This is a genomic window from Pseudomonas tohonis, from assembly GCF_012767755.2.
Lineage (GTDB): Bacteria > Pseudomonadota > Gammaproteobacteria > Pseudomonadales > Pseudomonadaceae > Metapseudomonas > Metapseudomonas tohonis.
This window is the reverse complement of the sequence record NZ_AP023189.1, coordinates 2813141-2832486: the sequence shown is the minus strand read 5'-3', so window position 1 is coordinate 2832486 and position 19346 is coordinate 2813141. Positions and strand designations below refer to the sequence as shown.

At 65.3% G+C, this 19346-nt stretch carries 23 protein-coding genes; 8 read left to right on the top strand and 15 right to left on the bottom strand.

Going from position 1 to position 19346, the window contains the following annotated elements:
* Positions 1 to 13 precede the first annotated feature (13 nt).
* Positions 14 to 532 carry a DUF3592 domain-containing protein gene (locus HSX14_RS13020; RefSeq protein ID WP_173174345.1) on the bottom strand — a complete coding sequence of 173 codons (519 nt, stop codon included), beginning with the start codon at positions 530 to 532 and terminating at the stop codon, positions 14 to 16.
* Between the two features lie 326 nt (positions 533 to 858).
* Here HSX14_RS13020 and HSX14_RS13015 point away from each other — a divergent pair, with 326 nt between their 5' ends.
* Positions 859 to 2475 (top strand): sensor domain-containing diguanylate cyclase, encoded by a 1617-nt coding sequence (locus tag HSX14_RS13015; protein WP_228723585.1) that lies wholly within the window; start codon positions 859 to 861, stop codon positions 2473 to 2475.
* Between the two features lie 61 nt (positions 2476 to 2536).
* On the opposite strand, the gene HSX14_RS13010 is transcribed toward HSX14_RS13015, so the two are convergent.
* From HSX14_RS13010 to HSX14_RS13000, 3 genes are read right to left on the bottom strand one after another with little or no spacing between them, the layout of a single operon-like run.
* Complete coding sequence (locus HSX14_RS13010; RefSeq protein ID WP_173174348.1) at positions 2537 to 3199, bottom strand: DUF799 domain-containing protein; 663 nt, start codon at positions 3197 to 3199, stop codon at positions 2537 to 2539.
* Positions 3196 to 3549 (bottom strand): DUF4810 domain-containing protein, encoded by a 354-nt coding sequence (locus HSX14_RS13005; RefSeq protein WP_111264187.1) that lies wholly within the window; start codon positions 3547 to 3549, stop codon positions 3196 to 3198. The genes HSX14_RS13010 and HSX14_RS13005 overlap by 4 nt, the downstream gene beginning before the upstream one ends.
* 32 nt (positions 3550 to 3581) lie before the next feature.
* Complete coding sequence (locus tag HSX14_RS13000) at positions 3582 to 4265, bottom strand: CsgG/HfaB family protein (protein WP_111264177.1); 684 nt, start codon at positions 4263 to 4265, stop codon at positions 3582 to 3584.
* A 596-nt stretch (positions 4266 to 4861) separates the two neighbouring features.
* On the opposite strand from HSX14_RS13000, the gene HSX14_RS12995 reads away from it, so the two are divergent.
* Entirely contained in the window at positions 4862 to 5695 is an 834-nt protein-coding gene (locus HSX14_RS12995; protein ID WP_173174349.1) for a hypothetical protein, read from the top strand.
* A 76-nt stretch (positions 5696 to 5771) separates the two neighbouring features.
* On the opposite strand, the gene HSX14_RS12990 is transcribed toward HSX14_RS12995, so the two are convergent.
* The 3 genes from HSX14_RS12990 to HSX14_RS12980 form a co-directional block, all read right to left on the bottom strand.
* Positions 5772 to 6209 carry a GNAT family N-acetyltransferase gene (locus HSX14_RS12990; RefSeq protein WP_173174351.1) on the bottom strand — a complete coding sequence of 146 codons (438 nt, stop codon included), beginning with the start codon at positions 6207 to 6209 and terminating at the stop codon, positions 5772 to 5774.
* Between the two features lie 824 nt (positions 6210 to 7033).
* Positions 7034 to 7420 carry a hypothetical protein gene (locus HSX14_RS12985; RefSeq protein ID WP_173174353.1) on the bottom strand — a complete coding sequence of 129 codons (387 nt, stop codon included), beginning with the start codon at positions 7418 to 7420 and terminating at the stop codon, positions 7034 to 7036.
* 17 nt (positions 7421 to 7437) lie between these two features.
* Positions 7438 to 7599 (bottom strand): hypothetical protein, encoded by a 162-nt coding sequence (locus tag HSX14_RS12980; protein ID WP_173174355.1) that lies wholly within the window; start codon positions 7597 to 7599, stop codon positions 7438 to 7440.
* Positions 7600 to 8135: 536 nt separating this feature from the next.
* Here HSX14_RS12980 and dusA point away from each other — a divergent pair.
* Positions 8136 to 9146 (top strand): tRNA dihydrouridine(20/20a) synthase DusA, encoded by a 1011-nt coding sequence (gene dusA / locus HSX14_RS12975; RefSeq protein WP_173174563.1) that lies wholly within the window; start codon positions 8136 to 8138, stop codon positions 9144 to 9146.
* Here the strand turns inward: dusA and HSX14_RS12970 are convergent.
* Entirely contained in the window at positions 9116 to 9421 is a 306-nt protein-coding gene (locus tag HSX14_RS12970) for a hypothetical protein (RefSeq protein WP_173174357.1), read from the bottom strand. The genes dusA and HSX14_RS12970 overlap by 31 nt on opposite strands.
* Before the next feature lie 299 nt (positions 9422 to 9720).
* Here HSX14_RS12970 and tal point away from each other — a divergent pair, with 299 nt between their 5' ends.
* Positions 9721 to 10647: a transaldolase gene (gene tal, locus HSX14_RS12965; RefSeq protein WP_173174359.1), complete on the top strand. Its 927-nt coding sequence runs from the start codon at positions 9721 to 9723 to the stop codon at positions 10645 to 10647.
* A 64-nt stretch (positions 10648 to 10711) separates the two neighbouring features.
* On the opposite strand, the gene rssC is transcribed toward tal, so the two are convergent.
* Positions 10712 to 11194, bottom strand: a complete 483-nt coding sequence (gene rssC / locus HSX14_RS12960; protein ID WP_173174361.1) for an anti-sigma factor antagonist RssC — start codon at positions 11192 to 11194, stop codon at positions 10712 to 10714.
* The gene (rssB, locus tag HSX14_RS12955) at positions 11191 to 12375 is read right to left on the bottom strand and encodes a two-component system response regulator RssB (RefSeq protein ID WP_111264163.1); all 1185 of its coding nucleotides are present in this window, start codon (positions 12373 to 12375) and stop codon (positions 11191 to 11193) included. Before rssB ends, rssC begins: the two co-directional genes overlap by 4 nt.
* Before the next feature lie 219 nt (positions 12376 to 12594).
* On the opposite strand from rssB, the gene HSX14_RS12950 reads away from it, so the two are divergent.
* Entirely contained in the window at positions 12595 to 12894 is a 300-nt protein-coding gene (locus HSX14_RS12950) for a PilZ domain-containing protein (protein WP_111264162.1), read from the top strand.
* Positions 12895 to 12953: 59 nt separating this feature from the next.
* On the opposite strand, the gene HSX14_RS12945 is transcribed toward HSX14_RS12950, so the two are convergent.
* Positions 12954 to 13655 (bottom strand): MlaA family lipoprotein, encoded by a 702-nt coding sequence (locus tag HSX14_RS12945; RefSeq protein ID WP_173174364.1) that lies wholly within the window; start codon positions 13653 to 13655, stop codon positions 12954 to 12956.
* 108 nt (positions 13656 to 13763) lie between these two features.
* On the opposite strand from HSX14_RS12945, the gene HSX14_RS12940 reads away from it, so the two are divergent.
* The 3 genes from HSX14_RS12940 (at position 13764) to HSX14_RS12930 (ending at position 15381) form a co-directional block, all read left to right on the top strand.
* Positions 13764 to 14174: an acyl-CoA thioesterase gene (locus HSX14_RS12940; protein ID WP_173174366.1), complete on the top strand. Its 411-nt coding sequence runs from the start codon at positions 13764 to 13766 to the stop codon at positions 14172 to 14174.
* Positions 14175 to 14248: 74 nt separating this feature from the next.
* Positions 14249 to 14989, top strand: coding sequence for an HAD superfamily inactivated hydrolase PcrP (locus tag HSX14_RS12935; protein WP_173174368.1), 741 nt, complete (start codon positions 14249 to 14251; stop codon positions 14987 to 14989).
* 128 nt (positions 14990 to 15117) lie between these two features.
* Complete coding sequence (locus tag HSX14_RS12930) at positions 15118 to 15381, top strand: DUF4404 family protein (RefSeq protein ID WP_173174370.1); 264 nt, start codon at positions 15118 to 15120, stop codon at positions 15379 to 15381.
* A gap of 86 nt (positions 15382 to 15467) precedes the next feature.
* On the opposite strand, the gene queF is transcribed toward HSX14_RS12930, so the two are convergent.
* The 4 genes from queF to copI form a co-directional block, all read right to left on the bottom strand.
* Entirely contained in the window at positions 15468 to 16298 is an 831-nt protein-coding gene (gene queF, locus HSX14_RS12925; protein ID WP_173174372.1) for an NADPH-dependent 7-cyano-7-deazaguanine reductase QueF, read from the bottom strand.
* A gap of 78 nt (positions 16299 to 16376) precedes the next feature.
* A complete protein-coding gene (locus tag HSX14_RS12920; protein WP_173174374.1) occupies positions 16377 to 17078 on the bottom strand; it encodes a copper resistance protein B in 702 nt (233 codons plus the stop codon).
* Positions 17065 to 18756, bottom strand: a complete 1692-nt coding sequence (locus tag HSX14_RS12915) for a copper resistance system multicopper oxidase (RefSeq protein ID WP_173174376.1) — start codon at positions 18754 to 18756, stop codon at positions 17065 to 17067. Before HSX14_RS12915 ends, HSX14_RS12920 begins: the two co-directional genes overlap by 14 nt.
* Positions 18753 to 19301, bottom strand: coding sequence for a copper-resistant cuproprotein CopI (copI, locus tag HSX14_RS12910; protein ID WP_228723584.1), 549 nt, complete (start codon positions 19299 to 19301; stop codon positions 18753 to 18755). Before copI ends, HSX14_RS12915 begins: the two co-directional genes overlap by 4 nt.
* Positions 19302 to 19346: the final 45 nt, after the last annotated feature.

Here is a 19346-nt window from a genome sequence, read left to right as displayed (position 1 = left end):
GGGGTTCTGCGCATCAGGCCGAGGTTTCCCGCGGCACGAACAGGCGGCGGGTCAGCATCAGGTGGAGGATGAAGGCGATCAGCGCGGCCAGCGGGATCGCCGTCAGCGCGCGGGTGATGCTGGAGCCGAAATCGGCCTGGCTCTGCAGCACCTCCAGGCGGCCGAAACGGGACGGCGCGGCATTGGCGTAGGCCACCTTCACCGAGGCGCCCTCCCTGAGATAGGGCTCGGCATTGGAGGCGGAGGTCTCGAAGGTGCCGTCGTAGGCCTTGCCCGCCACCTCGAAGACATAGTGGAAGTGGTAGGTCTCGCTGGTACGGCCGCGGCGGTGGTGTTCCTCGGTCACGGCGTCCAGGCTCACCGGCGCCACCACCTCGGAATGGTCCTTGAGGATGGCATTGGCTTCGAAGTAGTTGAGGATCGCGGTGAGGATGAGGAAGCCGGCGCCAAGCAAGGCAGCGAGGCTCAGCAGGATCATCGACACCTTGCTGAGGGTGCGATGGGTTTGTGGCGATGTCTTGAAGCTGATCATGGTGTCCCTTCCGGTTGGTTGCAGTGCCCTGGCGTGCAACGGGTGGCGGGCCACCACCCGAGGTAACCATGGAAAGCCGCACGGCACCGGAGCATGCAGTACGCACGCCTGCAGCACGGGTCAATCCTTCCATGGAAAGTTAATAGCACTAAGCTAGCATCCAGTTGCTAGGGAGCCCCTTGATTGAAGTCACATCCTGTTACATTCATTGCAAGGCCAATGGCAGATCGCTGCGCGGCAGGGATCGCGCTGTCGCCGATGGGCCATGGACGGAACGCTGAGCCTCCACTTCATCCAGAGCAGATTGCCGTTCCAGAGGTACCGATGTGAGCACCACGGCCAACCGATTCTCCTCCCTGCTGCACCTGGTGCGCCTGCACTTCGGCGTTGGCGCCGTCGTGCTGATCGAGCCCGACGGACCGCTCGCCTGCGACGGCATCGACCAGCAAAGGGCCGCGCGTGCGCTGGTCTCCGGCACCCCGCAACCGCTAGCCCGCTGCCCCATCGCCGATGGCGGCGGCGAACTGCTGCTGTTCGACGACCAGCCCCGCGAGGTGGACCCAGTCGCACTGGCCGAATTCGCCAACCTGGCGAGCGAATTGTTCACCCGGCACCGCGAAGTGCTGGGCATGCGCGAATGGCTGCGGGTGCTACGGGAAAAGGAACAGCGCCTGGCCCTCGCCGTCGCCGGCAGCGGCACCGGCATCTGGGACCGCGACGTGGTCAATGGGCTGATCCACTACTCGCCCGGCTGGAAATCCCTGTTGGGCTATGCCGACGACGAGATCGGCACGCGCATCGAGGACAGCTACACCCGCGTCCACCCCGACGACCTCGACTACGTGAAGCGCAGCATCCTCGAGCATTTCGAGCAACGCACCCCCGACTACCAGGTGGAGCACCGCCTGCGCCACAAGGACGGCCATTACATCTGGGTGATCAGCCGCGGCAAGGTGGTTGAGCGCGACGACCAGGGCCGCCCCCTGCGGATGCTCGGTACCACCACCGACATCACCCGGACCCGACACATGGCCGAGCGCCTGCAGCAGAACCTCGACCTGCTGACGGACCTGACCAACGAGATCCCCGGCATGGTCTTCCAGTTCCTGCGCCTCGCCGACGGCAGCGGCAGCTACCGCTATGTCAGCGCCGGCAGCCAGGACGTCTATGGCCTCTCCCCCGAACAGCTGAAGCTGCCGACGGGGCGCGAGCGCATCCTGGCGCTGATCCACCCGGACGACCTGGCCGCCTACCAGGACTCCCTGGAGACCTCGGCAGTGGCCCTCACCCCCTGGCACATGGAGTACCGGGTGCTGGTCCCCGGCCGCGACACCGGCTGGCGCCAGGGCAACGCACACCCCAAGCGCCTGGCTGACGGCAGCGTGCTCTGGCACGGCTTCGTCACCGACATCACCGAACACAAACGCATCGAGGCGGAGTTGCAGGCGCTGGCCACCACCGACTTCCTCACCCAGCTGCCCAACCGCCGTCACTTCATGTCGCGCATCGAGGAAGAACTGGCCCGGCTGCGACGCCCCACCGGCCATGGCGCCGCCCTGCTGATGCTCGACCTGGACCACTTCAAGGTGATCAACGACCGCTGGGGCCATGCCGTGGGCGATGAGGCGCTGCGCCATTTCGCAACCCTGCTGGTGCAGCAGATGCGGCGGGTGGATTTCGCCGGGCGCATGGGCGGCGAGGAGTTCGCCGTGGTGCTCAACGATGCCAGCCACGACAGCGCCCTGGTCTTCGCCCAGCGCCTGCAGCAGCAGCTGGCGGAGACCCCGTTGCGCCACCAGGGCGAGGTGATCCCCCTGACGGTGAGCATTGGCATCACCCGCATCAGCGCCGACGACGCCACGGCCGAAGCCGCGCTGTCGCGCAGCGACCTGGCGCTCTACCGCGCCAAGGCCAACGGCCGCAATCGCATCGAGAGCCACTGAGCGCAAACGCCGCCCTGGCGATGCGGGGGCCGACGCACCGGGCGGTGCGCCGGCGATCTCATCAGTCGGTGCCGTACTTCGGCGAACGCGGACCGTAGAGCAGGCCGCCGTTGCGGCCGGTCGAGAGCAGGCGCGCACTGGTCATCCCGGCGATGGGATAGGACGCGTCCTCCATGGAGCTGTTGATGATCTGCTTCACCGCAGCGGTCACCAGCATGCCGACCAGGCCACCGCTGTTGCCGTTGTTGCCCTCCTCGCTGGAGGCGGTCGCCGAGCCGGTCCACAGGGTGGTGCCGCTCTTCAGGTCGACCAGGCGGGCGCTGGCGGTGACGATCGAGGCGCTGCTGATCAGCATGTACTGGGTGCCGTACTCGCTCACGGTGACGTAGAGCGCGGCGTCGGCACCGAACACCTCGCGCAGCTTGGCCGGCGGCAGCTGGTGGATGTCACCGGCGGCGGTCAGGCCGTTCTGGCGGAAGGTCTCGTCCACCAGGGCCACCGGCAGCACGTAGTAGCCGGCCTCGGCCAGGGGATAGGTGACCTGGGACAGCATGCTGTAGGTCGCCTTCACGTCGGGCGACTCGTTGAGCGGCGGCAGCACCAGGATCGAACGCGGGCGCGCCTCCTTGAAGGCCGAGTAATCCACGCTCTTGGTCGGTGCGCAGCCGCTGATCAGCGCGCCGAGCACGGCGCAGGCCAGAATGCGGGAAAACAGGCGGGTCATTGTGCGCCTCCCTTGGCGTTCTTCATCAGGAAGTCCATGTACGAGGCAGACTCGGGGAACAGCGCCTTCTCGGTCTGGAACGCCTGGATCATCTGGTCATCCTTGCCGAGGGTCGAGTACAGCAGGCCGAGCTGGGCGTGGTAGCCCGGCGGCACTGCGCCATTCTTCGCCTTGATCTTCTGCAGGTCGGCTTCCAGCGCCTCGACCTGCGCTTCCCGGGCCTCGCCCTTGAAGTACTGGTTGACCTGGGTCTGGTAGCCCTCCCACTGGTACAGCGTCTTCGGCCCGCTGCAGCCGGCCAGCATCAGGCTGCCCAGCAATGCCGCCGAGCAGGCGATGGTCTTGCGCATTTCCATTGTCATTCCCTAGAGCATCCGTGATTTCAGTTCTGCGGCTTCCAGGCACCGCTGTCGACCGCATTGACCAGCTTGTTCACCGCCTCGCGCATGGCCAGGTCCAGCACCTTGCCGTTGAGGGTGGAGTCGTAGCTGGCGGTGCCGCCGAAGCCGATCACTTCGCGGTTGGACAGCGCGTACTCGCCCGCGCCCTGGGTCGAATAGACGACCTCGGAGGTGGAGATGTTGACGATGTTCAGCGCCACCTTGGCGTAGGCGATCTGGGTCTTGCCGCGACCGAGGATGCCGAACAGCTGGTGGTCGCCCACTTCCTTGCGACCGAACTCGGTGACGTCGCCGGTGACCACGAAATCGGCCCCCTTGAGGCGCTGGGCCTGGCCCTTGATCGCCGCCTCCTGCTGGATCTCGCTCATGTTGTCGCGGTCCAGCACGCTGAAGCGGTTGGTCTGCTGCAGGTGGGTGATGAGGATGGTCTTGGCCTGGCCGCCGAGGCGGTCGACGCCGTCGGAGAAGATGCCGCGCATGTAGCTGGAACGGTTGTCGAACTTGCCGACGGCGATGGGCGAACGCGGGCCGCTATACGGGCGGTTGACGCTTTCGACCTGCTGCACCGCGACGGCGGTGGAGGTTTCGGTGGCGCAGCCCGACAGGCCGGCCAGTGTCACGGCGGCCAGGAGCGGCAGCAGTGCGGTTCTCGAGACGATGCTCATGGGGTTCTCCTTGAACGAACGGAAGGTGCCGGCGACGACAGCCCGGCGGGCAGCGGCGCATTGGCGGAATGGATTCGACGGGGCGATCAGGCTGAAGACGAGCGACGGCGAGCGATCCCCACGGGCGTGCCCCGGGAAAATCGGCCGGATGTGACTGCGTCGACGAAATGCCGGGCGGCATCGGGCGGCAGCCCCGTGACAGCGCGAGATCGGTGCGGGATCGGTGCGGCGGGCCGGAGGGAAAACGGCCGGGCCGAGGGGTGAAGACGACATCCAATGTCCTGCTGCTACGGCTCCATGGATCTTGCTCCCGGACGGCGCGCCGACGCCGCATGCGGACAGGCGTCCCGCCAGGGAACAGACAGGCGCGCGAGAGTACTGGCCTTTCGCCGCGAAGCCGATGCCGGCCCGACCAGCGGGCGTATCGGCAGGACCTGCTGACAATGCCGTCGCACGCCGCGCAATGAGGCCGGCGTCACCCTTTCAATCTGCGAGGGGCCTGGAGCCGTGACGAACCCTGAGGCAATTTGCCGCGAGGCTGGTAGAGCCGCGCCTGCATAGATTTAATCCAGACGATTCGTTCTGGAGCCCTGCATATGGATAGCGACGGCGACACCCTCACCCGAGACCACCAGCGGATTCACCAGGAGGCGACGCTCCTGGCCGGCGCCATCACCGACCTGGGGCAGCGCGCCTCGGTCTATCACCATCTCTATGAATGCTCCGGCGGACGCAATGTCTTCCCGCTGATCGCCGCACACGGCGCATTGTGGGGTGCCGGCTACTTCGCCCTCGGCATGCGGGTCGGCGCCCTGCTCTCCGCCCAGTTCCTCTTCTCCCCCGCCCTGCGCCAGGACAAGCTGCGCCAGCTACACGCCTTCGCCGACGCCTTCCGCGAGATCAACCGGCAGGTCTGCGTCGAGGCCTACACGGCCTACCACTTCAGCCGGTTGCATGGCCAGGCGCCGGGGGTCGCACGCTTCCTGCAGCCCCGCCTGCTGGCCGCCCTGGACGCCTGCCACCGCGCCCAGGCCCTGGGCGAGCCCTTGTCGCAGCCGGAGCGGCGCGAACTGTTCGAGGCGTTCTTCCTGTGGGAGCAGGCCGCCATCGTCGGGCCGGCCGTGGAACGGGCCCTGGCGGCATTGGACTGGCCGCTGATCCGCCAGGTGGCGCTGCGCCCGCGCATCGAATTCGCCTACTTCCCCAGCAGCCGTGACATGAAGTTCGCCGACTTCGCCAGCACCGCCGAGCGCATCGAAAAGGGCATGCGCGCCTATGAGCTGGCCGAGCGGGCCGGGCTGGACCGGGTGGAGCATGCGCTGCGGCACTACGGGGTGCTGCCGGCAGCCTTCTTCCGCGATTCGCTCGCCCATTTCCGCGACCTGCGCCAGCGCCTCGACCTGCCCGCACAATTCACGGCCACCGGTTGAGCCTGGCGGCGGCACCACCGGGGCAGCGGCATCGCGGAACCCGATCCGCCAGCGATGCCGCGACGGGCCGGGAGGTTCAGGCGGGGTAGAGATGGACGATGCGCTTGCCGTTATGCAGGTCGTGGACCTTGTAGCCCTGCAGCACGGCCTCCCAGAACGCTGCTGCGGCCTCGCTCTCGACTTCCAGCACCAGCTCATCCTTGCCCCGTTTCTTGAGCAACTCGATGAGCTGGGCGACCGCGCGCCTGCCTACGCCCTTGCCGCGCGCGGGGACGGCAACGAACAGCCGGAAGATCTCGAAGAAGCCCGAGTTGCCGGCGGAAGCGCCTCGGATCACGGCGAAGCCGACGTAGTCGCCCTCGAGGGCCACCAGGTAGCACTCCTCGTCCAGCGCCGCGGACATCTCCCCGCTCATGACCTGCCTGAAACTGCCGTAACCATCCAGCTCGAGCAGCTTCTCCGCAGCCTGGATACCCGGAGCGCCCGCCAGGTGAATGGAAACCCGATCTGACATGAAGAACTCCTTTTCGTGGTTGGATTCGGGCGCATCCTAGCGACTCGAAACCCGCCGCCATTGATCCGGCGCATGGATCGCCGCACTCTCCGGGGCGCACGCTCTCGGGTTCGTGACGCTGTTGGCAAGACGGCGAAACCGGGCCAGGGTCCGGTGCGAGGCGATGGCAGCAGGCAGGAAATCCGGCACGGGCAGGGATGATCCATGGCCAGGCCCCCGGGCGTGGTTCCACGCGTGGACAGGAGTGCCGGAGCTCATTCCTCCACGTCCAGCACGGTGCGTGCCCTGTCAGACACCAGCGCCGGGATCAACGCCTTGCCTCCGTTGAGCCAACTTCAGCCCGCTGCATCGCGCGTACCAAGCCAGAACGAAAAAGCCCCGGCTCAATGGCTGAGGCTTTTTGGTGCGGGTGTTAACCGCAAGGTGCGTGAAATTTAAGATTTATCACCGGGACTGTCTAATATCCCGAACTTTTTACGGTGCCCCTCATGTCCAAATTCCAGAATGTTCTGCCAAGACATAAAAACGACATCAATACGGGGATGTAATCATGAAATCAAAGCTTCTATTTCTTTTTAATTGCGCCAATTCAAGGCTGCTCTTAAAAGAATTTTCGCGAGCCCGACCTATTCCAGCTTGGGCTGGTACGGAACCGGTTGAGCCTCTTCAGAAGCTATCCGAACACCACAGGGACTATCAAACTGGCGCTGCCAAGAATCATTTTATGAAAGCAGTTGCAGGAAAGGTTTGAGTATTAACCAGCCGCCCCACGAGGGCGGCTTTACCGTGCCTGGCAGAAAGAAACTGACTGGATCACCTGAGCATTACGGTGAGGGGCAGTCAGGTTCCTGCAGTGGCGTACTGATGATCTTGGCGGCGGAGGGAGACGTGGTTTCTGCTCGCGCATACGCGAGAGCATTAAGGAGCTGCTGGCCACCTGCTTCCTCCATCACGGAGTAGTTTCCATCGGAAAGCCTGAGCCAGCAGCCCCTCACTTCGGAGCTTCCACTGCGGGAGACATAGGCATGCTTCTCAGCTGCACGCGAGACCTGCAATTCACACTTTCTTTCCAGATAAACCATTTCGGAGACATCACTCAGCATAAAAACATCGCCGATACACTGATGCCCACGATCAGCTCGAACCAAAAACTGCTCAGCGCTTGCACTGCCAAAAAATAAGACGCACAGCACCCCTAGCGAATATCTCATCATCCTTCTCCATGGGCTCAGATTTTCTTAGCGATACTGCCTGCGATGGGCGGGGCCGTGGGGGCGATTTGTTTGAGCAAGTCTTCGAAGGCACCAAATGGCTTCAGTGCCGCTTCCTCTATTTCCTTCTGGTTGATCTCCTTCGGTTGATCGTCCTGCACCGTCTTTTCTTCGCTCATGACCATCTCCTTATGACCGGCTCCATGCCGGGCCTACGAAGCTAGACCACTTAACCTCTCTACGCCAATAGACACGACCTCGCTGCGACCAGACGTTTTGCTATCGAGCTCGCGGTCGGTCAGCCCGCCCAACCAGGTTTTGCCAATCGCTTCGAGCATCGCCCTCCTCGTCTTGCCCAGGGGGTGGATGCGCTCATGCCCCTCCAAGTACTGGCCGATGATGTCTTTGAGCAGGACCCCTTTCCGATTGGCTCTTCAATGGCTCCGGGCTCAGAAAGCTCGGTTTCACGCTTCCTCAGCCACGCCTGGGCAGACTGCTTACGGTCGAATGGTGGGGATTCTTGGTAGACTGTGCGCCCTTCACGACTGATTCGGATTCGAGCGGTGTATCCATCGCTGCCATCCCTCCATTTACGTGCTGTGATCGTGCCCATTTCTCAGTTGCTACATGACGAAAGTCGCTTGCTACATTGTTGCAACGACCCTCTCAAACAATCGGAAACGGCCCTAAACCGCCCTCTATCAGCTGTACGAAAATGCTTAAAGAAATAGCCTCAAGCCCAGCAACCACGCGCCCTGCGCTGTCCCGCCGCTTCTCCGTTGCGCCGATGATGGATTGGACGGATAGAAATTGTCGGTTCTTTCTGCGCCTGCTCTCGCGCCATGCGCTGCTGTATACGGAGATGGTCACCACCGGGGCACTTCTGCAAGGGGATCGGGCGCGTTTCCTCCGCCACGACGAGGCGGAGCACCCGCTGGCGTTGCAGTTGGGTGGCAGCGTACCGGCGGACCTGGCGGCCTGCGCACGCTTTGCGGAGGAAGCGGGCTACGACGAGGTGAACCTCAATGTCGGCTGCCCCAGCGACCGGGTGCAGAACAACATGATCGGCGCTTGCCTGATGGGCCATCCGGCCCTGGTGGCCGACTGCGTGAAGGCGATGCTGGATGCGGTGGCGATTCCGGTGACGGTCAAGCACCGCATCGGCATCAACGGGCGCGACAGCTATGCCGAACTATGCGATTTCGTCGGCCAGGTGCGGGAAGCGGGCTGCCGCAGCTTCACCGTGCACGCGCGCATCGCGATCCTCGAAGGACTGTCGCCGAAGGAAAACCGTGAAATCCCGCCGCTGCGCTACGACGTCGCCGCGCAGTTGAAAAAGGATTTCCCGGATCTGGAGCTGATCCTCAACGGCGGCATCAAGACGCTGGACGAGTGCGCGACGCATCTGGAGGTGTTCGACGGCGTGATGCTCGGCCGCGAGGCCTATCACAACCCCTACCTGCTGGCGGGCGTGGATGCGCGGCTATTCGGCGACGACAGGCCGCAACCGACCCGCGCCGAGGCCCTGGCGGCGTTGCGCCCCTATATAGAACGGCACATCGCTGAGGGCGGGCAGATGCATCACATCACCCGCCATGTACTGGGCCTGGGCCAGGGTTTCCCCGGCGCACGGCGTTTCCGCCAGTTGCTCTCGGTGGACGTGCACAAGACCACCGACCCGCTAGGGTTGCTGGATCAGGCCACCGAGCTGCTGCGCGGCCACTGAGCCGCGTTCTGGCTCGGCGCCAGGCAATACCCCTTATGCCCTCCGGGCACGACCAGGCCGCTCTCCAGCATGCGGCCGAGCACCTGGCGCACGCTGATCAGCGAGAGAGGCTCGCCGGCGGCATTCAGGCGTTCGTGCAGCAACCGGGTGGATATGCCGCCGCTTTCCTGGCTGGCGTCGCAGAGCACTTCCAGTACTTTCAGGCGAGGCAGGCTGGCTTTCAGGCCGGCCTCCTGCAGCAGGTGGCGCAGGTGCTGGTGGTCGCTCATCGGCATGGCATGACTCCTTGATGTATCTGTTGCCTGTTCGGCTTGCATGGAGGCTGGCGGTCCTGCCGGCCTCTTTTCCCCTGAAAAACCAGGGGCTCTAACAATAAAGACGAACGAGAACGAAAAACCCGCAAGAAAAACGGAAAAAAATCCGAATCCAGCGGTCAGACAGGGGCGGCGCTTCCGCTCGATCCCTTCAGGGAGAAAGACGCGGGACAGGGCCGCGAATTTACCCGCGCCGCCCCGTTGAGCGCGCCAGGGAGCTCGGGTAAGGTCATGCAATCTGCAACGACAAGGCTTCGTCCATGACATCCAAGCTGGATCAACTCAAGCAGTTCACCACCGTGGTCGCCGACACCGGGGACCTCGACGCCATCGCCCGCCTCAAGCCGGTCGACGCCACCACCAACCCCTCGCTGCTGCTCAAGGCCGCCGCCCTGCCCCGCTACGCGGAACTGCTCGATGCAGCCGTGGCCGGCAGCGCGGGCGATCTGGGCCTGGCCTGCGACCGCTTCGGCGTCGCCGTGGGCCAGGAGATCCTCAAGGTGATCCCGGGCCGTATCTCCACGGAAGTCGACGCCCGCCTGTCCTTCGATACCCAGGCCACGCTGCGCCGCGCCGAGCGCCTGATCGGCTTGTACGACAAGGCCGGCATCGGTCGCGACCGCGTGCTGATCAAGATCGCCTCCACCTGGGAAGGCATCCGCGCGGCCGAGCAGCTGGAGCGCGACGGCATCCAGACCAACCTGACGCTGTTGTTCAACTTCGCCCAGGCGGTCGCCTGCGCCGATGCCGGGGTCTTCCTCATCTCGCCTTTCGTCGGCCGTATCTACGACTGGTACAAGAAGGCCGAAGGCCGCGATTTCACCGGTGCCGAGGATCCTGGCGTGCAGTCGGTCTCGCGCATCTACCGCTACTACAAGGCCCACGGCTACGACACGGTGGTGATGGGCGCGAGCTTCCGCAACCTCGGTCAGATCGAGCAATTGGCCGGTTGCGATCGCCTGACCATCAGCCCCGACCTCCTGCAACAGCTCGCGGACGACCAGGGCAGCCTGGAGCGCAGGCTCAGCGCCGGCAGCGACAACGAAGCGCGCGTCGCGCTGGACCAGGCCCAGTTCCGTTGGCAGTTCAACGAAGATGCGATGGCGACCGAGAAGCTCGCCGAAGGCATCCGTCTGTTCGCCCGCGATCAGGAAAAGCTCGAAGCCCTGCTCAAGGCCCGCGCCTGAAATAAAAACGCGCGCGCAGCCACAAGGCTGCGCGCGCGGGTTCACCAATCAGGGGGAAAGACGATCAGCTGCGCTCGAGGGCGCTCACCAGATCGTGGAAGGCTTCTCGATTGGACTCGTTGAGCCCCATCAGGATGCGGTGTGCTTCCAGCACCTTGATGCGTACCACGTCCTCGGTCTGGTCCTGCGGAGGCAGGTCTTCCAGGCATTCCGGGCATGGCAGCGGTTTGCCGACGATGTTGAACACCTGGTCGAACCCCATCGACTGCAAGAGTCGGGTAATGTCCGGATGGGTGGTCACCACGGTCGGCAACAGTCCCACCTTCTGCCGCGACAGGATCGACAACTTGGCCAGGAGGCCGAGCGTGGTGCTGTCGATGCTGCGAGTTTCCGTGAGATCGATGACGATCGCAGAGAAATTCAGCGCGGAGAAGATCTTTTCAATGGTCGCATCCAGAGCCGAACACAAGGTAAGGCGAATTTCACCGACGAACTTCAGGACGAAGGTCCCGTCCTGCTCGGCAAACTGGATTTTACCGGTACTCATGCAAGGTTCCTGCTCAACACCAGCAAGGCGATATCATCCGGCATCTCGCCCAGATTGGCCAGTCCAAACACCTGTCGCAAGCCATCCAGACTGCCACCTGCCGTGCACACCAGTTCCGGTAGCGCGGCTTCTTTTTCTTTGAGCGTATCTCCCGGCAAAAGGTCCAGAATGCCGTCGGATAAAAGGGTCAGGCTGAAGGATGGCGGCAACTCGAGGACCTGGTCCTCATAGGTCGCCTCATCGAACAGTCCGACGGGCAGGCCACGCCCGCTCAGGTAACGTGCCTTGCCTTCGCTGAACAGCACCGGCAGCGGCAGATGCCCGCCGATGCTGTAGGTCAGCAGACCGCTCTCTTCGTCTATCACCCCGCCGAGCATGGTCACGTGCTTGCCCAGCTTGCAGTTGATCAGGCCGCGGTTGATGTGGCCGAGCACATCGGAAGGCTTGAACTCGGGAAGCATGCCGCCACGCCGGGACTCATAGAGCAGCCGGGTGGTCATGAACTTCAACAGCACGGTGACGAAGGCCGAGGATGCGCCATGGCCCGAGACATCAGCCAGGTAGAAGGCGACGCGGCGCTCGTCCACGCGGAAGTAGTCGACGAAGTCCCCCGACAGGTAGAGCGACGGGATGATCTGGTGGGCGAACTTCAGCCCGTCCACCGTCCAGGGCGTCACCGGCAGCATGTTCATCTGCACCTGGCGCCCGGCGTTCTGGTCTTCCTGCAGCAGGTGCAGGCTGGCTTGGAGCTCGCGGTTGGCCGCTTCCAGCTCCTCGCGGTAGCGCTGGTTCTCGACGCGCAGGGCGTAGCGATCCAGGGCCCGGTGCACGGAGTGCTCGAGCACCGCCAGGTCTTCCAGGGGCTTGATCAGGTAGTCGGCGGCACCCAGGCGCAAGGCCTCGACGGCATCGCTCATGACACCCGCGCCGGACACGACGATGACCGGGGTATCGGATTGCAGTTGATTGACGCGGCGGATGAGTTCGAGGCCGTCGACCTGGGGCATGCGCAGGTCGCAGATCACCAGATCGGGATGTTCCTGCTCGAAAACCTGCAGCCCCTGCAAGCCATTGGCAGCCTGCAGGACGCTGAAACCACTGTCTTCCAGATAGGCTGCAAGGCTTGCGCGCACTACCTCGTCGTCATCGATGATCAGCAGCTTGGCACTGGTATTGTGCATGGAGTATCCAGGCAAACGGCGCCGGGGGACGGGCTGGTTGAACACCCGGCCCAAGGCCCTGGTGCGCGTATGGGGGTTCGCTTCAAGGCGCAGACGGTACTCCCATCCGCGGGGCGATTCAAGCGTGCACCGATTGTCGAAACCTGCCTTTACACAAGAAATCGACGGGAGTTATAAGAAGCTCGGGGAGAGTCCATCAAATACAAGAGGACAGTGGCAATGAGCCAAAGCGATCGAGCCTATAGCGAGAAACGCGATTTCATCCGGATGCAAGTCGAAGCCCATGTCGTCCTGCATCATGCCGGACGCGAGATTCCCGCCCTTTGCCGCGACCTCTCCAGCACCGGCATGCAGCTGGAAGCGGATGTGGAGCTGGCGATCGGCGACAAGGTCAAGGTCCACATCCCATCCGATCACGCCGAGCTGCAGGGCCTCGAAGCCGAGGCGGAGGTGGTGCGCGTGAGCGACGGGGAGAACGGTGGCAAGTCCATCGGGCTCGCCATCATCTCGATGCGCTGAGCGATGACCTGAAACGAAAAAGGCGGCCCGATGGCCGCCTTTTTCATGCCCACGAAGGCCTAGAAGTCGTCCTCGACCTCACCGTCGCGCACCTTGAACTCACGGTTCTGCAGGTAGGCGTTGCGGATGAAGTTGTACTTGTCGCCCTGGATGAACTTCTCCGCCGACAGCAGGTTGGCGCGGGTGTCGATGACGTTGACGCCACGGATCACGTTGCGGGTCGGCACATGGTCGATGTACGGGTACGGGCCGAGGTAGCTGTCCGGGATCTTCGCCGGCGCGTCGCGCAGGGTGCTCGGGCCCAGCAACGGCAACACCACGTACGGGCCACTGCCCACGCCCCACGCGCCCAGGGTCTGGCCGAAGTCCTCGTCGTTGCGCTGCAGCCCCATGCGGGTGGCCACGTCGAACACGCCCAGCAGGCCGAAGGTGGTGTTGAAGATCAGGCGACCGGTGTCGACACCGGCGTCGTGGAACTTCGCCTGCAGCAGGTCGTTGGCCAGGTTGCCGACATCGCCGACGTTGCTGAACACGTTGTGCACGCCATCCTCGACGAAGTCGGGGGTCACCGCCTGGTAGCCCTGCGCGACCGGCTTCAGCGCGTAGGTGTCGAGGGTGTCGTTGAAGCGGAAGATCACCCGGTTGACGCCCTCCCACGGGTCGCTTTCCACCGCACCCGCCGCCAGCGGCAGCAGCGCCAGCCCAGCCACGACGCATACACGACCAAGACGATCGAGCCACCCGGTGCCGATCATTCGCATTGCAGACTCTCCTAGAGAAAAGTAGTGTGGCAGCCCCGCGGGCAGCCCGGTGAGGCGCGCATTATACGGCCATCGGGAACGCAATAGGCAGCATAGCGAAGGCCACCGATGCAGGAAAAACGATTGCTTCATATTGCCCGCATCCCAGTGCGCTGGGGCGACATGGACAGCTACGGCCACGTCAACAACACCCTCTATATCCAGTACCTGGAAGAAGCCCGGGTCGCCTGGTTCGAGCGCCATGGCATCCCCATGAGCAACGTCGAGCAGGGCCCGGTCGTCCTGCAGACCCTGCACACCTACCTGCGCCCCGTGGTGCACCCGGCCACCGTGGTCGTCGAACTGTTCGCCGGCCAGGTCGGCACCTCCAGCCTGGTGGTCGAGCATCGCCTGAGCACCGAGGAAGACCCGCAATCCACCTACGGCGAAGGCTACTGCAAGCTGGTCTGGGTCGATCACGCCAGCAACCGGCCGATCCCCGTGCCCGCCGCCCTGCGCGCCTTGATGGGCGGCGCCTGAGCGTCATCTTTCCGTCATCGCCGCGTCATCCGCCGGAGCTAGGCTGGACCTGACCCCGTCAGGATGACCTCGCCATGCCCACCCGCACACCGCCCGCGTTCAACGCCCTGCTCTTCGGCCTGTCCGGCTGCCTCGTGGACTTCGGCGCCCGGACCCTCCCCGTGGCCCTGACCCGCACCCTGCCCCGCTGCGCCCCGGAGCGCCTGCAGGAAGCCGCCAACCTGCCGCCGACCCAGGCCCTCGGCCATGCCCTGCAGCGCCCGGCCAAGGCCGCCGAGCTCGCCCGCTTCGCCGAAGCCCTGGCCAGCGCCGCCGACGAACACGCCGAAGCGGCCCCGGGCCTGGACCAGCTCCTCGACCTCCTGGCCACCCGGCAGATCCCCGGCGCCTGGCTGGACGAACTGCCCGAAGGCACCACCCACGCCCTCTCCGGCCCCCTGGCCAGCACCCTGGCCGCCGGCAACGACCCCGACTGCCGTCCCTGGCCAGCGCCCGACGCCTGCTGGAGCGCCCTCGCCAGCCTGGGCGTCGACCGCCTCGAAGGCTGCGTGCTGGTCAGCGGCGAACCACGCCTGATCCAGGCCGGGCTCAACGCCGGGCTGTGGACCGTGGGCCTGGCCGCCAGCGGGCGCCTTTGCGGCCAGGCCCTCGGTGACTGGCAGGCCCTGCCCAGCAGCGAACGCGACCCGCTACGCGCCCGCGCGACCCTGGAGCTGTACCGCCTGGGCGCCCATTCGGTGATCGACCACCTGGGCGAGCTGCCCGCCTGCCTGGACGACCTGGCGGCACGCCGGCAGAAGGGGGAAAAGCCCTGAGCCGGCAATTGTTACAGCCTTGATCGGGATCAGGCGCGCGCGGCACTCCTGGATTAATCTCAACGACACGAGGGACCTTTTGACAGCCGCCCGAGGTCCACTCCTGAGTCACATGAAAGGAGAACGCCATGTCTGAACGCCTGCAGCAGCAACTGCAAGAACTGCGCGAGCAGTTGGCCAGCGACGCCCCGATGGATGAGCACGAGCGCGCCGAGCTGAACACGCTGATCCAGGACATCGAACTGCAACTGGCCGCCGAGCCGGCCACCCCGCCTGACGACAGCCTGGTGGATGGCGTCAACCTCGCGGTCGAGCGCTTCGAGATCAAGCACCCGACCCTGGCCGGCACCTTGCGCAACATCGTCCAGAGCCTGGCGAACATGGGCATCTGACGGCAGCTGCAACAAAAACCCCGGCCTTGTGCCGGGGTTTTGCGTTCTGGGCGCTAGCCCTGGCTTCAGCCCGGGGAATGGGCCGCCTACTGCCGCGCGAGCCGCCCGTTGTCCGGCGCCAGCGCGTGGGTGCTGCGGTAGGGGTTGATGTCCAGCCCGCCCCGGCGCACGTAGCGGGCATGCACCGTCAGGTACTCGGGGTTCAGCAGCCGCTTGAGGTCGAGGAAGACACGCTCGACGCATTGCTCGTGGAAATCGCAGTGCTGGCGGAAGCTGACGATGTAGGCCAGGAAGCTGGCGTGATCCAGGCGCGCGCCTTTGTACTCCACCACCAGGGTGCCCCAGTCCGGCTGGCTGGTGACCGGGCAGTTGGACTTCAACAGGTGGCTGTGCAGCGCCTCCTCCACCACCTCGCCAGCGTCGGCGCGCAGCAGCTCCGGCTGCGGGTGCTCGTAGTTGGCGATGGCGATATCCAGGTCGTCGATGCAGACGCCGGCGGCACGGGCCACCCCTTCGGCCTCCACCTCGGCCAGGCTGCGCACCCGCACCTGCACCGGAGCACCGGCGGCGGCGGACAGGTCCTTCTCCAGCACCGCCACCAGCGCGGCGGCATCGGCGAAGGCGCTCTGGTTCAGCGAGTTGAGGTAGAGCTTGAAGGACTTCGACTCGATGATGTTCGGCGAATCCGCCGGGATGGCGAACTCGCCGATGGCCACCACCGGCTTGCCGGACGGGGTCAGCCAGGACAGCTCATAGCAATTCCAGAAATCCACGCCCTTGTAGGGCAGGGTCTCCGCCGTCAGCCCCAGTTCGTTCCACTTAGCCACGCGGGAGATGGGGAACAGCAGTTGCGGGCTGTAGGTGCTGATGTACTCGCTGGATTTGCCCAGCGGCGAGTGTTCGGCGGGATGCTGCATGAGGAAGGCGACCTGAGCGGGAAAACCCGGCAATTGTATACAGGCCGCCGCCCGCCGCAAAACCCGCCCGGCGCCCGCTCAGAACCAGGCGCGCAGCCCCACCACCCAGGCGCCCTCCTCGTCCGCCTCGCCCGCCTCACGCAGCCAATCGCCGCTGCGGCCATAAGTGCGCTCCCACTCGTAGCCGACATAGGGCGAGAAATTCGGCGCCAACCGCCAGTGCAGGCGCAGCCCGGTCTCCAGGGTGCTGCCACCCGCACCACGCCCCAGGTCGCGGTCATCCGCCAGGGCCAGGTCGTATTCCAGGCGCGGTTCCAGCACCAGGCGCCGGGTCAGCAGCAGCTCGTACTCCGCCTCCAGGCGCAGGGAGGTATCGCCCCGTTCGCTGACGAACAGGTTCGCCTCCACCTCGAACCACTGCGGCGCCAGGCCCTTGAGGCCGAGCATCCCATGGCTGCGCGAGGGCCCCGGCTGGTCGTCGTGGCGCAACCCCGCCTGCCAGTCGAAGAATTCGCTCGCCATGCGCCGGTAAAGCAGCTGCGTCTCGCTGTCCACGGTCGGGCCACCGGCGTCGCGCAGCCCCTCGCTTTTCAGCACCAGCTTGTGCAGGTCGGTGCCGTACCAGCCCTCCGCCTCCCAGGCCAGCTGGGCGTCATTGCCATGCAGGCGGCTCTCCAGGCGATCGAAACCGAAGTAGCCGACGGGCATGGCATCCATGTCCATCGCCAGCGCCGCCGGGCTGGTCAGAACCGCCAGCAGCCCCCATTCAATGCTGCGCATGGGCGGCCTCCTTCATGTCCATGGCATCGCCCAGGGACCGGCTGCTGCCGTCGGGCGCCTCGACCACCACCTTGCGGAACATGCCACTGGCCATGTGGTAGATCAGGTGGCAGTGGAAGGCCCACTCGCCGATGGCGTCGGCCGGCACATCCACCTCCAGGGTGCTGCCCGGAGCGACGTTGACCACGTGCTTGAGCGGGTTGAGCCGGCCGTTGCCCTTGTCCAGCTGCATCCACATGCCATGCAGGTGCATGGGGTGGTTCATCATCGTCTGGTTGACGAAGCGAAAGCGCACACGCTCGCCGTAGCGCAGGCGGATGGGCTCAGCCTCCGAGTACTTCACCCCGTCGAACGACCAGAAGTAGCGCTCCATGTTGCCGGTGAGCTTCAGCTCGATGGTGCGGTCCGGCGCGCGGTAGCGGGCATCCGGGCGCATTGCCTTGAGGTCGCCATAGACCAGCACGCGCCCGCCCTCGGCCTCCGGCGCCACGCCGCTGCCCGGTGCGTAGTCGGGGTTGCCCGCCGAGGCCGCAGGCATCCCGTGGCCCATCGCGGCATGATCCATCCCGGCCATGGCCCCGTGATCCATGCCCGCCATGCCGTCCATATCACCCATATCGCCCATATCGCCCATGTCGTGGGCCATGCCCATGTCCGCCATGGTCAGGCGCCGGGGCGCGCCCAGGGGCGGCACCTCGCCGGCCATGCCCTCGCGCGGGGCCAGGGTGGCGCGCACCAGGCCGCGCCGGTCCATGGATTCGGCCAGCAGCGAATAGGCGCGGTCCTCGGTGGGCTGCACGATCACGTCATAGGTTTCCGCCACCGCCATGCGCAGGCGGTCCACCGTCACCGGCAGCACGTCGTTGCCGTCGGCCTGCACCACGGTCATCGGCAGGCCGGGGATGCGCAGGTCGAAGTAGCTCATGCCCGAGGCGTTGATGATGCGCAGGCGCACCCGCTCGCCGGGCTTGAACAGCGCCGTCCAGTTCTGCGCGGTGTCGCGGCCGTTGACCAGGAAGCGGAAGCCGCTGACATCGGCGATATCGGTCGGCGACATGCGCATGTCGCCCCAGGCCCAGCGGTCCTTCAGCGTCGCCCAGATACCATCGCGCCCGGCGTCGCGGAAGAAATCCCCCAGGGTCAGCTTCTGGTCGTTGTAGTACTCGGCGTCCTTCTTCAGGTTGGCCAGGGTGCGCTCGGGCTTCTCGTCCTGCCAGTCGAACAGCATCACCGTGTACTCGCGGTCGTAGCGGTACGGCTCGCGGGCACGCGGCTCGATGACCAGCGGCCCGTACAACCCCTCCTGCTCCTGGAAGTCGCTGTGGGCGTGGTACCAGTAGGTGCCCGACTGCTGCAGGCGGAAGCGGTAGGTGAAGGTCTGCCCGGGCTTGATGCCGGGAAAGCTGATGCCCGGCACGCCGTCCTGGTCGTAGGGCAGGATGATCCCGTGCCAGTGCAGCGAGGTGTCGCGGTCAAGGCGGTTGGTCACGCGGATCTCCACCTCCTCGCCCTCCTTGAAGCGCAGCTCCGGGGCGGGGGACCGGCCATTGATGGTCAGCGCCGGCCGGCTGCCGTCGCTCAGCTCCACCCGGCCTTCATCGATCACCAGGTCGTAACCGCCACCCAGGGCGTCGGCGGCCAGGGCCAGCAGCCCGGCGCCGATCAGCGTGCGCCTCATGGCGTGACCTTGAGGCGGCCGACCATCCCCGCCTGGTAGTGGCCGGGGATGTTGCAGGCGAACTCCAGGCCGGTGGCGGCGCTGAAGGTCCAGGTGAGCTCGGCGGTCTTGCCCGGCTCCACCAGCACGCTGTTGGGGTCGTCGTGCTTCATCATCGCGCCGTGATCCATGCCGGCCATGTCATGGCCCATCTTGCTGTGGTCCATCTGGCCCATGTCGTGGTTCATGCCGGTGGGGGTGAGCATGCCCATCTGCTGCATCTGCAGCATTTCCTTCTGGTGCGACGCATGCATGGCGGCATCGCCCAGGTTGAACTCATGCAACAGGGCGCCGGTGTTCTTCAGCACGAAGCGCACCGTCTCGCCCGCCTTCACGTCCAGTTCGGCCGGCTCGTAGTACATGTCGCCGAGGGTGATCTGCACGGTGCGGTCGGCCTCGGCGGCCTTGGCCGGATGACCGAAGGCGTAGCCACCGGCGGGGGTGTCGGCGAACACCGGCAGGCTGATGGACAGGCCGATAGCCAGGGCGAGCAAGGGGGTTTTCATGGCAAGGCTCCTTGAGTGGGATGCCACCACCTTAGGCAACCCAGG